Below are 14,761 nucleotides of genomic sequence, written 5' to 3' on the forward strand. Positions count from 1 at the left end.
TGCGCGGCGCGTGTAAGGGGGCCTTTGGCGCAATGTTCGGGGAATGTACGGGCGGCTGCGCGCCCGCCGGGACGAGGGCTCGCGAAGTCCTCAAGTGCCGTCGGGTGACGGCGGGAGGGTGACGGTGAAGCAGGCGCCGCCTTCCGGGCCGCGCCCTTCGACACCGATGGCGCCACCGAGGCGGCCGGTCAGGCGGTGGGCGATGGCCAGGCCCAGGCCGCTGCCGACCGGGCGGGTGCCCCGGTAGCGCTCGTGGAGGGCGCCGCTGTCGAAGGCGATGCGGACGTCGTCGTCGCTCAGGCCGGGTCCACCGTCGCGGACCTGCAGTTCGGCCGCGCCGCCCGCAGCCGCGTGGACGGCGAGGACCAGGGGTGCGCCCTCGGGCGTGACCCGTAGGGCATTCTGCACCAGGCCGTCGATCAGCTGGCGAACCCGGAAGGCGTCCGTGTCGACGACGGGCTGCCCGGACTGCTCGAGCCGTAGGTCGACGCCGTGGCGTGCGCAGGGGCCGGACCAGAAGGCAGCGGCCTCGGCGACGAGTGCGGAGATGTCGGTCGGGGCTGTGTCGAGGCGGAAGTCGTCCGCCTCCAGCCGGGCCAGGTCCAGCAGGTCCTCCAGGAAGCGGTCCAGGCGGCGGGTCTCGTCGGCCAGGATGCCGCCGACCTCGGGCAGTTGGTCCGGCTCGACCAGGCCGTCGGCGAGTGCCTCGGCGTATCCCTGCAGTGCGGTCAGCGGGGTGCGCAAGTCGTGGGAGACGGAGAGCAGGAACTCCCGCTGCCGGTTCTCGCTGTGTGCCAGCGCTTCGTCCAGGACGTTGAGGGCGCGCCCGATGTCCGCGGTCTCCCGTGGGCCGTCGACCGGGGCCGGTACGCCGCGTTCGCCGTCGGCGAGCCGGTGCGCGATCTGCGCGGCCGTCGCGAGCGGGCGGGCGATGCGGCGGGCCAGGAGCGCTCCGGCCAGTGCCGCGCCGAGCATGCCGACGATCAGCGGCGCAATCACGTTGCGGCGGATCTGGTTCGTGTTCTGGGTGACGACGGTGTACGGCTCGGTCAGCACGATCGCGCCGCCGCGCGCGCCGGGCTGCCCCACCAGCAGCACGTCCTGGCCGCCCAGAACGCTGTCGGTGGAGACCGGCTCTCCCGCCAGCAGGTCCGACTTCGACGCCAGGTCGACGGCTGGGGTGGCGGTTCCGCTCACCGTTCCGTCCGGGGCGATGACGGCGAGGTGCACGCTGTTCGGCCCGGCCAGTACCTGGGCGCCGGTAAAAAGGGCTTCGGACAAGGCGGGCAGGCGGCTCAGCACCTTTGCCTGGCGCGTCAGTTGGTCGCGCTCGCGCTGCTCCGCGCCGTGCTCGGCGGTCTGCCAGGCGATCAGCCCGGTCAACGCCACTGCGAGTGCCGCCACCACGGTGGTCAGCACCACGATGTTGCGTGCGAGCGAGCCACGACGGGGGCGGGGGCGGTTCACCTGCTGGAGGCCGTCGCGCTGTAGCCGACGCCGCGGACCGTACGGATCGGGCTCGCCTCGCCGAGCTTGGCGCGCAGTTGTGAGACGAAGACGTCGACCATCCGAGTGTCGCGGTAGCCCGGGTACCCCCAGACCCGCGCGAGCAGCTGCTCACGGGTGAAGACCTGCCCCACGTGCTGGAGCAGGTACGCGAGCAGGTTGAACTCGGTGGCGGTGAGCTCGACCAGCTCGCCGTCGCAGCGCACAGTGCGGCTGATCGGGTCCACGCCGAGCCGGCCGACGCTCTCGGTCGGCTGCCCCGGCGGCCCGGCCGCCCGGCGCAGCACGGTCTTGACCCGGGCGACCAGCTCGCGCGGCGAGAACGGCTTGGTCAGGTAGTCGTCCGCGCCCAACTCGAGCCCGAGGATGCGGTCGGCCTCCTCACCGCGCGCGGTGACCAGCAGCACCGGCGTCCAGTCGCCGACGTCACGCAGGGCACGGCAGAAGGCGATGCCATCCAGGCCCGGCAGACCGATGTCCAGCACGATCGCCACCGGGTGCATCCGTCTCGCGGCCGCGAGCCCGGCAATCCCGTCGGTCTCGACGTGGACACCGAAGCCCTCGCGCGCCAAGTAGAGCCTTTCCACATCGGCGATGTGGCGCTCGTCCTCGACGATCAGCACGAGGCCCCTGGACTCCGTCATCACTGCCTCTCACGTGCGGCAACCTCATCGATGCTAACCACATCAAGTCGCCCTCCCGGCGGGCACGCCGCCGCCCGTACATTCCCCGAACAATGCGCCGACCGCGCCCTTGCACCCGCCGCGCGTCCTGGTACTGGACGGTGCGCCAGGGGCTTGGCTGCCGCCGGGGGGCGAGGTCGTGCCGCAGGTCGCGGGCGGCCTGGAGGAGCGACTGGCTGCCGCAGCTGCGCCGAAGGCGGCGTTTGCGGGGAGCTCTCATCCGGAGCAGCGTGGACATGGATGCCGGTGCGGCACCGCGGTATCGAGGGCACTGGCTTCCAGAGGCACCTGCCGGAGCGAGGAGGAGACCGATGACCACTCCGCATGGAGGCCCGGAAGGCGTGCCGGTCGAACGCCGTCGGCCCGATTCGATCGACAGCGTGACCTGGGAGCCGAGCGAGCGATGGGTGCGTGCGACGAAGGGCGAGGTCACGGTCGTGGACAGCCGCCGGCCCGTTCTTGTGTGGGAGCCCGGTCGTCCCGTACCCCTGTACGCCTTCCCGGCCGCAGACGTCCGGATGGATCTGCTGCGAAGGACCGAGCGGCCCGCCAACCCGCGACGTCACGGGGGAGCGACGGTCTTCTACGACCTTGCGCTCGCCGAACGGACCGTCCAGGCGGCGGCCTGGACCTATCCCAGCGAGGAGCTGGCCGATTACATCAGCTTCGAATGGTTCGGGCACGAGGTGCTCGACCACTGGTACGAAGAGGACGAGGAGATCTTCGTGCACCCCCGTGACCCGTACAAGCGGGTGGACGCGCTGCCCAGCACCCGGCACGTCCAGGTCGAGATCGAGGGCACCGTCGTCGCGGACACGCGTACGCCGGTTCTGCTGTTCGAGACGCACCTGCCGGTCCGCTACTACATTCCGCGGGAGGACATCCGCCTCGATCTTTTCACCCCGACCGGTGCGCGAACCCGCTGCCCGTACAAGGGTGTGGCGACCGACTACTGGTCGTGGGCGGGCGGCGCCGACGTGCGGCCCGACATCGCCTGGAGCTATCCCGATCCTCTGCCTTCCGTGTGGATCATCAAGCACCGGGTGGCCTTCTACAACGAGTCCGTCGACATCGTCGTCGACGGAGAGCGGCAGCAGCGTCCGGTCACCTTCTTCAGCAAGCCGTCTCCCGAGAGTTCGGGAGGACCGGGTGCGACCGCAGGGCGGCCGGACCCGGAACACGCCTGATGAGACGGTGTTGGCCGCGAGCATCTACTTGAAGGGTGGGCGCGGCCTCGTTCCACGCCGCAGGCGTGGGCATCGCGGCGCTCGCATCGTCAGGGACTGCTGGTGCCGGCGGCGCTGAGGTCAGCGGTTTTCATGCGCCTCTGCCTGGTGCTGCGCCCGATCCGTCGGCTCTCGACGACATACTCGAGCGCGTTGAGGGCCAATATCGCGGCGGCGAGTGCGGGCTGAGGGGCGAAGGTCCTCGGCGGGTCGACGAGCGCCGTGCCGGGGTAGACGATCGCCGACAGCTGGGTGATCCAGTACAACGATGCGGCGCCGGTGGCGAGTTGAAGACGGGAGTGCGACCAGGCGCCGCGGCGCATCCACAGGGCCGAGGTCAGGGTCAGCAGGGGCTGCCTGCCTGCCTGTCGGGCAGGTGCCACTTCACGTGGCGTGCGTCGATGAGCGCCGGCCGCGCTGCTGTTGTCAGGCGCCCTGGGTGGTCATCGCGCGGCCGCGGGCGTAGATGAGTGCCTGTTCGGCGACGCGACGGCCGAGGTGGCGGCGCCTTGCTCGCCACGATGAGCCTCGCGTACGTGGCGGACTGGGAACGAGACGCACATCTACAACCCCGACTGGACGTCGCACGCGAAGTTCCCACAACGCCCAGACCATGAGCGTGGCCGGTTGCGTACTGGTAGGAGGCGGCGATGACCTTCTTGGCCACCTCGAGCTCGGCCTGGTCGCGGGGCGCGTAGAACATGACGACGTTGACGCCGCGGTCGTACAGAGGGTGCTTCTCGCCCCACCCGGAAGCCAGGAACGCGGGGTGGTCGGCCGGGTCCAGCGCCAGGTGGAGGCTGCCGTCGGCGTGCAGGTGCGCGAACTCCGCGTTCCCCCGGGGCAGGAACAGCCGGGCGCCCTCGGCCGGGGCGACGTCGCTGAGGAACACCGCCCAGGTGCTGGGGACGGATATCTCGCTGTGGCCCGGGACGATGCCGGGCAATGCGGTGGCCATCCAGTGCCGCAGTGCTTCCTTGATCTGCGGCGGGCTGATCTGGGTGTACTGCAGGTGAGGGACCTCCGGCCCGGTCTCGGGCCGGTCGCCCTCACGTATGACGGCATGATCGTGCGCACCTACCACGCGGAGATCCCGCCCCGGGTGGAGTACGAGATCAGCGACCTGGGCCGCACCCTGGTACCGGTCTTCGACACCCTCGTGGGCTGGTCCGAGGCGCACCTGCCACAGGTCGCCGCCGCCCGACGCGCCTATGACGCCGCACGGGAGGAAGAGGAAGCCTGGGCCAAAGGCTGACCGTGGTCCCGCTCCAACCTGGACTCGAAACCCACATGCCGGCTCGTCGTCGCCGCCCACGGGCGCTTCATGTCCAATACGGGACCTCGCAGCTGCACGCGCCAGTGTGCGGTGTCACCGGTCCGCGGCACGGAGGTCCGGCCCGGAGATGGTCAGATCGCCGCCGAACTGGCCGGCCTGCGAAACGGTCACGTCTTCGAACGCGACGGTCCGCATGGGCGCCCCCGGGTGAGAAAGCCACTTCGGGAGGGCGTCGGGGGTGATCGTGACGCTGCGGACCGCCGGGAGTGGGGCGCCGCCCAGGCTGGTGAGCGAGCCGGACAGCCTCTCGGTGTAGAGCGTCAATACGTCCTTGCCCCTGATCGTGGATGTCGTCGCGGGCCTGGCCCGCAGGCGCACCCCGCCGCCGATCGTCAGGTCGAGATCGGTGATGTCCATCAACCGTGCCGTGAACTTCAGAACCCGTTCGGGCCCGGCCGGGGTCTGCACGGTTACCACGCCGTGGAAAACGCTCCCGTGGAGGACGAGTTTGTCTGCCCGCAGAACCAAGGGGCCGCTACCGAGCGGGGCAGAAGGCCGGTCGCGCGGGGCATCGGTGCCGACAGCGTCGAATGTGGGGATGCCGCTGGAGGAGCGGAGCGCGGTCGAAGCTGCCGGCGTACCGAAGAGTGCCACCGGCAGCGCCGTCAGGGCCAGCGTCCTGGCGAGTGACCACCGCAAGCGGTCGAGTACGCCGCTCAGGTCGTCACCTCTCACCCTGGTCCTCGCTCACCGGGACGGCCGCAGAGGCGCGGTGTGCCGCGGACCGAGGATCCGCGGTGTCCGGCGGGGCCCAGGCACAGGCGAGGGAGCCGCCGACGAGGCCGCAGAGCAGACCGAGAAAAATCCCCCCGAAGTTGACCATGGGGAGGGAGGCGAGGGCGAGCAGCATGGTCGCGATCCCGGCGAACACACGCACTTGCTGGTGGAACCAGAGGGTGATGCCGAGGATGGCGAGCAGGATCCCGATGATCAGCGATCCTGCGCCGGCGGTGGTGGACAGTGCGAGAGGGATGCCGCCCAGACTGAGGCTCACGTAGGGGAAGTAGATGACGGGAACTCCGGCCGCGAGGGTGAACAGCCCGGCCCAGAAGGGGCGTTCACCGCGCCATGCCCTGAATCTCCGTCGGGCGTCGGCGATCGCGACGCGCAGTCCTGGGCGTCTGCCGAAAGGGTTGTGGATCACGTGCGTCTTCCCTGTGGAAGCGGGCAGGAGGCAGGGCAGGCGAGCCCGGGTCACACGGTCAGAAGCACTCTTCGCGACCCTTCACGAGACGCAGATTGAGGCCGGGGACATTGAGAGTGGCGGCCGAGACGGCGACTGCGATGACACGCACGTCGGTGAGAGTGGCCGATGCCGCTTGCTGTGCGAAGGCGTTGGGATCGAAGAACCGCGAGTCCCTGTCATCGGGGTTGACCTTGCCCTTGGTGAGCGAGCCGGCCGCGACACCGATGTCGAGATCATCGAGGGACGCCTGACTCGCTGCCAAGGAGGTCCCATCGATGAACATGTCCTTCGCCTCGGCCACGCCCCGGTCACCGGTGAGTCTCAGCGTGTACGTGCCGAGAACCGGGATCGGGACCGCAACGGACTGGCACAGACCGTCGATCTTCGCATGCCTCAGCCCGGTGACCACGACCGGAACAGGGGTGCCTTTACGGGGCACGTCCACCATGCCGTAGATGCTCAGACCCCGTACGGTCAGTGAGTCGGCGCCGACCTGGAAGCGCTGGCCGGAGATGAAGAACGACGCGGCCAGCGCTCCTTGCGCCATGGCGACACCAAGAGTCGCGGCGGCCGCGATGCCAGGGACCAGGATGATGGCGAAGCGCTTCCAGCGTGTCCTGCCGACGCCCTGTGGCATTCCCTCTCCTCCGGTCCTGATATGGGCATGCCGGTGTCAGGCAGAGGAAGGCGATGTCCCAGTATGTAGTGATAAATCCTAGACTGCTGCGACCGACAGCTGTCGGCACATCAGACCGCGCAGACGGGTGAGAAGCTTCTCGCGCGCTTTTCGTGCGACGCACGGTGTTGTGCCACGGGTGATGTCCTCCGGCGGCTGACAATCACCGGGTGTGTGCCGAGGATGCTGAGCCGTCGGGGCTGCGGAACGCTTCTGGGGCCGGCTGCGGAGTTACTGCTGAATGCCTCGGTTCAGGAGACCGGCAGGCGGCGCTGTTTGGTGGAACAGGGCCGTCCGCCGCTATGGCTTTGCCGAGCGGGGCTGGGTCGTCGGGATCCGATGGGTGAAGAACAGGGCGAGGAGGGCGGCGAGGGCGAGGATGGCGAGTGCGGCGCGCAGGCCGTCGAGCCTCGCTGCGGCGTTCGCGTCGAGCGCGGCCTGGGTCACCTCCGTGCTCGTGCCCGCTTCGTCCAGGGCGGTCTTGAGCTGGGCGTCCGACAGAAAGGGCACACCGCTCTGGAGTTGGACGGTCGCCTGACTCTTGACCTCGGCCGGGACCGCCGGATTCTGCTCGACGGTGGTCAGAAACGAAGCCGTCAGTGCGGCGATCAGGATCGACCCGGCGAGTGCCGTACCGATCGAGGCGCCGAGGTTGGTGACGGCGTTCTGGATGCCGCCGACCTCCGCGCTCTGTTTGTCCGGTACTGCGGACACGGTGACCGATCCGAGCTGCGACGCCAGCGCGCCCATGCCGAGCCCGATCAGCAGAAGGGGGATGGTGACGATTTCCGCACCGGCGTCTGCGTCGAGCGCGGCCATCAGGACCACCGCACCCGCGAGCAACGCAAGGATCCCCAGCCGCACCACGCGCCGTGGCGAGACGTCCGGGAAGAAGCGTGGGATCAGGATCGCGGCGGCCAGCAGTGTCAGTGAGAGCGGCAGGATGCGTGCGCCGGTCTTGAGCGCGGACAGGCCGAGTGCGACCGACAGGTAGAGCGGCACGACGAAGAACACGCCCATCTGTACGAGGTATTGGAAGAAGAACATCGTCAGGCCGCCGGTGAGCTGCTTGTTCTGCAGCAGTGCCGGGTCCACGAGTGGTTCCTTGCGCTGCTCCACGAGACGGGCCTCCCAGCGGAGGAAGAGCCAGATCAGGAGCAGACCCACCAGCATCAGCCAGATGACCAGTGAGATGCCGAGCCAGGAGGGTGCGTCGGGCTTCGGCTGGAACCAGCCCCATTCGTCCGAGCGGAGTACGCCGTAGACGAAGATCCCGAGCCCGAGGGCGGAGAGCACGGCGCCGACGAGATCGATGCGCGGGCGTCCGTCGCTCGGCGCGTCGGCGATGCGGCGGGCCAGTACCAGGATGCCGAGCACGATCACGACCTCACCGGCGAAGACCCAGCGCCAGGAGAAGTACGTCGTCGCGATACCCCCGATGAGCGGTCCGACCGCGATCGCCACCGCCCCTGCGGCCGCGACGAGTCCGTAGGCGGCGGGCCGGCGTTCAGCGCCGAAGTTGCCGGCGACGAGCGCCACGATCGCGGGCAGGATGAGCGCCGCCCCGATCCCCTCGAGGAACGACCAGCCGAGCAGCAGCACGGGCAGGTTCGGGGCGAGCGCTGTCGTCAGGGATCCACAGCCGTAGATGACGCAGCCGATCATGAACGCGCGCTTGCGGCCGATGAGCGCGCCGACCTTGCCGCCAGGGATCATGAACATCGCCATCACGAGCGTGTATGCCGTGATCGCGCCCTGGATCCCGGTCACGGTCGTGCCCACGTCGTCGGCCACCGTCGCGATCGAGACGTTCATGACAGAGCTGTCGAGCGCCATCAGGAACTGCCCGGCCGCGAGTGTCAGCAGGACGAGTCGCGCCGATGCCGAACTCTGGGGAGAGCCTGTCCTGGGTGTCATGGGCGCATCGTCCCAGCGACCCGGAGGGCGGCTCCTCGACCCGCCGCGGAGATCAGCCGGTTGGCGGCGGTCGACCGCGCCGACTCCACTGAACCCGTAGGCCTGCTCCAGGCGTCACGGTCATGCCCACGTTGGTCACGTACGAGAGCAGCGCCGGCACGCTCAACGGTCGCTGAGAGCCGAAGCCAGTGCCCACTGATCCGCCCGCTGAGGGAATCGACAGGCCGGTGGTATCCGTCCGCCCGCGTCGTCGCCAGAGCCGGTTGGAGCGGCGTCGGGCGATCGCCAACGGGGGGAGGGGAATGGATGGTTGAGCACTTTCGGTGATTCAGGCCCAAGGAACGCGACGCGCATCCATCAGCGGTCGGCGGGCGCGGCGCATCGGAAGCCGATGTTGCCGGTCGAGGACTCCGGGGTGGTCGGCATTCTCGCCGAGACCTGGTAGCGGCGCCGGTCCGAGCCTGGCGTGACAGCACACCGCTGGACCTGGGGCCTGTCCGGCGGCAGGCCGTACTGGCCGCACTGGTGCTGCGTTCGGGCTTCCTGGACGGAGTCTGGGGGGACCGAGCCGCCGCCCGGGGCGGGCTGGAGAGCCGGCCGTTCCCGTGGGGCAGCGAGCTCCGCCCCGCCGGCCGGCACGCGATGAACATCGCTTGCATCCTGATCCGCTACCCGCAGACCTGCCAAGTGAGATGGCCGCGAAGACCGGGCCGCGTGAGCGCCGTCTGACGGGCGTGGGTCGTTGACGAGGTTGGTGAGGGCGAGCTGTATAGGGTCTTGGCAACCGTCCTTCTCGGTGAGGCCCGCCCGCCCCGAATCAGACGGACTTCCCCGGCAGGCCGTCAGCGCAGACTTGACCGATCATCAGGAGTGCTGCCGTGCGACCCACAGCGACATCATCGGCGCCCGGCAGCCTCGGTTGGAACCATGAGACAGCGATGCTGGCGCTCCTGTCCTTCGCCATGCTGATCGTTTCGCTCGACCAGTACATCGTGGTCGTGGCACTCCCCGACATCGCACGCGACCTCGGCTATTCCGCGCGGACGCTCCAGGCGGTCATCAGCGCCTATGCGGTAGCCTCGGCCGGCTTCCTCCTGTTCGGCGGGCGTGCCGCCGACCTGCTCGGACGACGCCGCATCCTGGCCACCGGCCTCGCACTCTATGCCGGGGCGTCGCTCGCGGGAGGATTCGCGACCGGCCCCGGAATGCTCCTCGCCGCCCGCGCATTCCAAGGTCTCGGCGGAGCCCTCGTCTTCCCCACCACCCTGGCCCTCATCAACACCACCTTCGCTGAAGGCCGCGCCCGCAACCGCGCATTGGGAATCTGGGGAGGGGCAGGCGCGGCAGGACTCGTCATCGGTGTGCTGCTCGGCGGTCTTCTGACGCAGGCGTTCGGCTGGGAAGCGGTCTTCCTCGTCAACGTCGTGCTGGCCGGCCCTGCGCTGCTGCTTGCCTTCGTTTTGATCCCCCGGGACGGTGAACGCGAAAAAGGCCGCACGTTCGACCTACCCGGTGCGCTCAGCATCACTCTCGGTGTCACACTCATCGTGTTCGCCCTCGTGCAAGGCCCCGGATCGGGCTGGCTTTCGCCGGGCATCCTGGTCAGCGCAGTGGCGGGCCTCCTGCTGATCGGAGCTTTCTTCATCATCGAGCGGCGCAGCGACGACCCGCTGATGCCACCCCGGCTGCTCTCCAACCCCAACCTGATCACCGGTGTCGTCATCGCGTTCATGTTCATGGCGACCTTCGGCTCCGTGCTCTACTTCCTGTCCATCTACTTCCAGGAGATTCTGGGCTACGACGCTTTGCAGACCGGCGCCGGCTTCCTGATCCCCACGGCAGTGGTGGTGGCCGGTTCGACAACCGCAGGCCAGCTCGTGACGCGGGTCGGTCTCAGGCGCACGTTGGCCGCAGCCCTCGCCGTCGGTGCGCTCGGTGCGGTCGCACTCGGCCTCGCGATCTCGCCGAACGGCACATACATCGAACTCGTCCCCGGCCTCGTGGTGCTCAGCGTCGGCGACGGGGTGGTCTTCACCGCCATGTTCATCGCCGCCGCCACTGGAATCTCCGACCGACAACAAGGCATCGCTTCCGGCATTGCCTCCACCGGCTCAGGCGCGGGCGCAGCTGTCGGCCTCGCCATCCTTGTCCTGGTGGCGACTGCCGGCCTCGATGGCCTCTCCGGTGAGCAGCTTCGAATTGCCACCGCCGACGGGATCAGCACCACGCTCTTCGTCGTGGCAGGCGGAATCGTGCTGACCTTCCTCGTCGCCTTGAGGCGGTGCCCGACACCGCACGAACCGGTACCCGTCCCCGTGCCGTACCAGACCCGTCGCTGCTGACGGTTCTGACGCTCGCGTGACGCTGTTCCGGCGCCGACGCCGACCGTGCACGAGGTCGTTACGTGCCCCAGATCTTCCGGTAGGCCTCGCGGTAGCCCGACGGATTCCAGGAAGTGGCCCCGTTGCTGTTGTCGGCCGTGGCGATGTGGACGGGGGCGACGTAGCCGCTGGCGGCATGGCCGGCGAAGGAGCGGTTGAACTCGTCGATGATTTGCCAGCCTTGCTGGGACAGCGGCTCGGGGACGGTGGCGGCCTGGAACTGCTTGCTGTTGATGCGCTGGAAGGCGGAGGGATCGCCATCGCCCGCGCCGATGTTGAAGGGAGGGCCGGAGCCCGGTTTTGCGGCAGCGCGGAGGGCCGGGGCGGCGTCGGCGAAGTAGAGGTCGTTGATGGCGACGGAGTACGTCCAGCTGTTCTGGAAGCGGGAGAGGAGGGAGGAGACCTCCTGGGGGGTGCGGTGGCTCGCGTCCGGAATCGGGATGTTCTCGTACGCCAACAGCTTCAGGCCGGAGCAGGTGGCGAGCTCCTGCTTGATCAGTTCGGACTTGTTCTTGGCGAACGGGATCGAGTCGTCGGTGAAGACGACGACTCCGGCATTGCCGTTGGACCGGGCGATGACCCAGTCCGCACTGATCTTCGCCACGTCCTCCACTTTGGTGGTGATGTTGGTGTAGAGGCTGGGGTTCTTGCTCGGGCCGGGGGAACGGACGGCGTGCCAGCCGATGAGCGGGATATGCGCCGCTTGTGCCCGCGCCACCTGTTGCGAAGTCAGATTGGGGTCGAAGCCGCCGATGACGATGCCCGAGGGCTTGAGGGTGACGGCCTGGCTGACTGCTGCCTGGATGCCGGCGGGGGTGCCCTCTCCGTCGATCACCCGGACGTTCCATCCGGTGACCTTCCCGGCTTCCTTGACGCCCTGCGCGACGCCTGCGACGCCAGGGTTGGTCATGGTCTGCGCGACGTAGACGATGGTCTTGCCGGAAACCGCCGGGGGGCCGCTGGTGGGGCCGTTCCAGGAGGCGTTGGTGTTCTCGGCCTGCTGCACGGCTCCCTTGGCCTTCGCGAGGACGGCGGGGCAACCGGCCTTCGACGGCCCGGTGCCGGTCGACGGGCCGCGCTCGCAACCGACAACGAAGGTGGCGGCCAGTGCCAGCAGGGCTGCGGCGGTGAGGGTGGTCTTTCGGTGCGAGTACACGGTGCTCCTGACGCAGGTGCGCGCTACGAAGTGTTCTAGGGGTTGCCGTCCTTCGTCGGTGCGGCCGACGGCGTTGCGAGTGACTGGCGGGTCGCGGTGGGCCCGGTGCGCAGTCGGCGGCGGGCGGAGTAGCCGGCCAGGCCGACGGCGATGAGCAGGGTGCCGCCGTTGAACAGCGGGGTGACCCAGAACTGGGCGCCGAGCTGGCCGATGCCGGCGAGGCCGATGGCGAGGACGGCGACGGCCACGAGGGTTCCCAAGGCGTTGGCGCGGCCGGGTTTGATCGCGGTGGAGCCGAGCAGGGCGCCGACGAAGGCGGGCAGCAGGTAGTCCAGGCCGACACTCGGGTTGCCGGTCTGCTGCTGGGCGGCGAGGAGGACACCGGCGAAGCCGACGACCAGGCCCGATCCGGCGAAGGCGTAGACGGAGTACTTGCGGGTGGGGATGCCGAGGATGCCGGCGGCACGCGGGTTGGAGCCGATGACATACAGGTACCGGCCGAGCGGCAGCCGCTCCAGCACCAGCCAGAGGGCGACGACGACGGCGAGGACGTAGAAGGCGGGTACCGGCAGGCCGAGGAACCTGGAGTCGTAGATGTCGGTGAAGGCGGGCGGCAGGCCCTGCGGGCCGGGGACGATCCGGGCTCCGTCGGTGATCCAGCCGGTGAAGGCGTACATCATGCTGCCGGTGCCGAGAGTTGCGATGAAGGAGTCGATCTGCGCGAACTCGACGATGACACCGTTCAGAGCGCCGACCACCAGCCCTCCGAGGATCACTGCGACGCAGGCGAGCGGCCAGTGCCAGCCTTCGTTGACGATGAGCTGCATCACCATGACGTGCGCCAGGCCGAGACCGTAGCCGATGGACAGGTCGAACTTGCCGGTGACGATGGGGATCGTCGCGCCGAGCGCGAGGATGGCGGGGATCGATTGGTTGGAGAGGATCGACGAGATGTTGTCCCGCGTGGGAAAGGTGTCCGGCAGGGTGATGGAGAAGATCAGGAAGAGCAGGGCGGTGAGGGCCAGGAGGCCGTAGGTGCCGATGAGATGTCCGCGCAGAAAGCCCAGCAGGGATCGAGGCGAGGGGGAGGGGGTCACCGGCTCGTCGCGGTTCCGGTGATGGCGGGCAAGGCCGAGGCGGTGCGGGTGAGTTCGCTGACAGTGAGGGCTTCACCGGTCAGCTCGGCTGTCACGGTCCCACGGGCGAACACCAGGGCGCGGTGGCACACGGTTGCGACCTCCTCGAAATCGGTGGAGATGAGCAGTACCGCCAGGCCGGCGGCCAGCGCGTCGTCGAGCAGACGGTAGATCGCGGCCTTGGCGCCGACGTCCACGCTGGCGGTCGGCTCTTCGAGGATCAGCAGGCGCAGGTTCCCCCGGAGCCATCGGCCGACCATGATCTTCTGCTGGTTGCCGCCCGAAAGGGTGGCGATCGGGACCTCGCAGTCGCGGGGGTGCACCGAGAACCGATCGATCAGGGCGGTGGCCTCGGCGCGCTCGTGCCGGGGGCTGATCCAGTGCCACGCCGGCACACCGGCTGCCCGGGGGTTGGCCAGGAAGTTCTCCCGTACGGTCAGTTCGGCGGCGCAGCCCTCCTCCTGACGGTTGCCGGCCACGAAGCCGACGCCGGAGTCGAGAGCGGCGGCGACCGTACGCGGGTGGTACGGGCGGCCGTCGAGCAGCGCCCGCCCGCCGAGGATCGGCCGGGTGCCGGCGAGGGCGCGGCCCAGGTCCATGTGGCCGGCGCCGGTCAGGCCCACCGTGCCGAGGATTTCGCCGGCACGCAGTTCCAGGCTGACCGGTCCGGTGTATCGGGTCCGTACGCAGTCGAGGCTCAGGACGGGCGGGGCTGTGGCGGGGGTGGTGGCGGCCCGGTGGCCGGCCAGTTCGCGGCCCACGATGTCGTGCACCAGACGGGCGGGGCTGTGGACGGCGAGCGGACCTTGGCTGACGAGTCGGCCGTCGCGCAGGACGGCAAAGGTGTCGGCGACCTTGTACACCTCGTCGAGCCGGTGGCTGACGTAGAGGATGCCGTGCCCGCGGTCGCGCAGAGCGTGCAGTACGTCGAAGAGCCGGGCGCAGTCCGCGGCGGGGAGGGTGGCGGTCGGCTCGTCGAGGATGAAGAGCTCCGCCCGTGTCGCCAGGGCGCGGGCGATGGCGACCAGCGAGCGCTCGGCGGGGGCGAGGTCGGCAATCCGGGCGTCGGCGTCCAGGTGCCCGGCGACGATCCGCAGGGCCTCGGCGCAGCGCTCTCGGGTCTGCCGCCAGGAGACCAGTCCGCAGCGGCGCGGATAGCCGGTGCCCAGTGCGATGTTCTCGGCGACCGTCATCCACTCGACGAGGCCGAGATCCTGGTGGATGAACGACATCTTCCGGGTGGCGGCGGCGGAGCCGAGCGGATGCCCGGCCACCGTCACCTCGCCCTCGTCGGCGTGGTGGACCCCGGCGAGCACCTTGATGAGGGTGGACTTCCCGGCGCCGTTGGGACCGAGCAGGGCGAGGACGCTGCCGCCGTGGATGTCGAGGTCGACCGCGGCGAGCGCGAGGGTGCCGCCGAACCGCTTGCTGAGACCGCGAATGCGGACGAGAGGTTCTCCACCGAAGCGCGAGGGTGGGCTCATCGAGGTGTCGGGAGCGTCATGCACGGACTTCTCCGAGGGTCGGCCTCCGGGTTCTTCCCGACTGCATGGGGGAT

General features: G+C 69.4%; 14 protein-coding genes and 1 pseudogene. 4 read left to right on the forward strand and 11 right to left on the reverse strand.

What is annotated here, in order from left to right:
- Nucleotides 1–90 precede the first annotated feature (90 nt).
- The gene (locus ACFWDI_RS30445) at nucleotides 91–1,467 is read right to left on the reverse strand and encodes a histidine kinase dimerization/phospho-acceptor domain-containing protein (protein WP_385308879.1); all 1,377 of its coding nucleotides are present in this window, start codon (nucleotides 1,465–1,467) and stop codon (nucleotides 91–93) included.
- A complete protein-coding gene (locus ACFWDI_RS30450) occupies nucleotides 1,464–2,150 on the reverse strand; it encodes a response regulator transcription factor (RefSeq protein ID WP_385308881.1) in 687 nt (228 codons plus the stop codon). Before ACFWDI_RS30450 ends, ACFWDI_RS30445 begins: the two co-directional genes overlap by 4 nt.
- 121 nt (nucleotides 2,151–2,271) lie before the next feature.
- Here ACFWDI_RS30450 and ACFWDI_RS30455 point away from each other — a divergent pair.
- Both ACFWDI_RS30455 and ACFWDI_RS30460 read left to right on the forward strand, forming a co-directional pair.
- A pseudogene (locus ACFWDI_RS30455) lies at nucleotides 2,272–2,379 on the forward strand (glycosyltransferase); the annotation flags it as partial.
- 121 nt (nucleotides 2,380–2,500) lie between these two features.
- Nucleotides 2,501–3,376: a DUF427 domain-containing protein gene (locus ACFWDI_RS30460; RefSeq protein ID WP_385308883.1), complete on the forward strand. Its 876-nt coding sequence runs from the start codon at nucleotides 2,501–2,503 to the stop codon at nucleotides 3,374–3,376.
- An 89-nt stretch (nucleotides 3,377–3,465) separates the two neighbouring features.
- On the opposite strand, the gene ACFWDI_RS30465 is transcribed toward ACFWDI_RS30460, so the two are convergent.
- Entirely contained in the window at nucleotides 3,466–3,798 is a 333-nt protein-coding gene (locus tag ACFWDI_RS30465) for a DUF6640 family protein (protein WP_385308885.1), read from the reverse strand.
- Nucleotides 3,759–4,499: a luciferase family protein gene (locus tag ACFWDI_RS30470; protein ID WP_385308887.1), complete on the reverse strand. Its 741-nt coding sequence runs from the start codon at nucleotides 4,497–4,499 to the stop codon at nucleotides 3,759–3,761. Before ACFWDI_RS30470 ends, ACFWDI_RS30465 begins: the two co-directional genes overlap by 40 nt.
- On the opposite strand from ACFWDI_RS30470, the gene ACFWDI_RS30475 reads away from it, so the two are divergent.
- The gene (locus ACFWDI_RS30475) at nucleotides 4,479–4,670 is read left to right on the forward strand and encodes a winged helix-turn-helix transcriptional regulator (RefSeq protein WP_385308889.1); all 192 of its coding nucleotides are present in this window, start codon (nucleotides 4,479–4,481) and stop codon (nucleotides 4,668–4,670) included. The two genes, ACFWDI_RS30470 and ACFWDI_RS30475, sit on opposite strands and share 21 nt — an antisense overlap.
- A 114-nt stretch (nucleotides 4,671–4,784) precedes the next feature.
- Here ACFWDI_RS30475 and ACFWDI_RS30480 read toward each other — a convergent pair whose 3' ends face one another.
- The 4 genes from ACFWDI_RS30480 to ACFWDI_RS30495 form a co-directional block, all read right to left on the reverse strand.
- Nucleotides 4,785–5,426: a hypothetical protein gene (locus ACFWDI_RS30480; RefSeq protein WP_385308891.1), complete on the reverse strand. Its 642-nt coding sequence runs from the start codon at nucleotides 5,424–5,426 to the stop codon at nucleotides 4,785–4,787.
- Nucleotides 5,416–5,895: a DUF6114 domain-containing protein gene (locus tag ACFWDI_RS30485; RefSeq protein WP_385308892.1), complete on the reverse strand. Its 480-nt coding sequence runs from the start codon at nucleotides 5,893–5,895 to the stop codon at nucleotides 5,416–5,418. Before ACFWDI_RS30485 ends, ACFWDI_RS30480 begins: the two co-directional genes overlap by 11 nt.
- Before the next feature lie 58 nt (nucleotides 5,896–5,953).
- The gene (locus ACFWDI_RS30490) at nucleotides 5,954–6,574 is read right to left on the reverse strand and encodes a DUF6230 family protein (RefSeq protein WP_385308894.1); all 621 of its coding nucleotides are present in this window, start codon (nucleotides 6,572–6,574) and stop codon (nucleotides 5,954–5,956) included.
- A 339-nt stretch (nucleotides 6,575–6,913) separates the two neighbouring features.
- On the reverse strand, nucleotides 6,914–8,530 hold the full coding sequence (locus ACFWDI_RS30495; RefSeq protein WP_385308896.1) for an MFS transporter: 1,617 nt from the start codon (nucleotides 8,528–8,530) through the stop codon (nucleotides 6,914–6,916).
- 878 nt (nucleotides 8,531–9,408) lie between these two features.
- Between ACFWDI_RS30495 and ACFWDI_RS30500 the strand changes: the two genes are divergently transcribed.
- The gene (locus ACFWDI_RS30500) at nucleotides 9,409–10,872 is read left to right on the forward strand and encodes an MFS transporter (protein WP_385308897.1); all 1,464 of its coding nucleotides are present in this window, start codon (nucleotides 9,409–9,411) and stop codon (nucleotides 10,870–10,872) included.
- A gap of 58 nt (nucleotides 10,873–10,930) precedes the next feature.
- Here the strand turns inward: ACFWDI_RS30500 and ACFWDI_RS30505 are convergent, their stop codons facing one another.
- The 3 genes from ACFWDI_RS30505 to ACFWDI_RS30515 are packed head-to-tail and all read right to left on the reverse strand — an operon-like array spanning nucleotide 10,931 to nucleotide 14,711.
- Nucleotides 10,931–12,067 carry a substrate-binding domain-containing protein gene (locus ACFWDI_RS30505; protein ID WP_385308899.1) on the reverse strand — a complete coding sequence of 379 codons (1,137 nt, stop codon included), beginning with the start codon at nucleotides 12,065–12,067 and terminating at the stop codon, nucleotides 10,931–10,933.
- 35 nt (nucleotides 12,068–12,102) lie between these two features.
- Nucleotides 12,103–13,164, reverse strand: a complete 1,062-nt coding sequence (locus ACFWDI_RS30510) for an ABC transporter permease (protein WP_385308901.1) — start codon at nucleotides 13,162–13,164, stop codon at nucleotides 12,103–12,105.
- Nucleotides 13,161–14,711 (reverse strand): sugar ABC transporter ATP-binding protein, encoded by a 1,551-nt coding sequence (locus tag ACFWDI_RS30515; RefSeq protein WP_385308903.1) that lies wholly within the window; start codon nucleotides 14,709–14,711, stop codon nucleotides 13,161–13,163. The genes ACFWDI_RS30510 and ACFWDI_RS30515 overlap by 4 nt, the downstream gene beginning before the upstream one ends.
- Between the last annotated feature and the right edge of the window lie 50 nt (nucleotides 14,712–14,761).

The sequence above is a fragment of the Streptomyces sp. NPDC060064 genome (assembly GCF_042736455.1).
GTDB lineage: Bacteria > Actinomycetota > Actinomycetes > Streptomycetales > Streptomycetaceae > Streptomyces.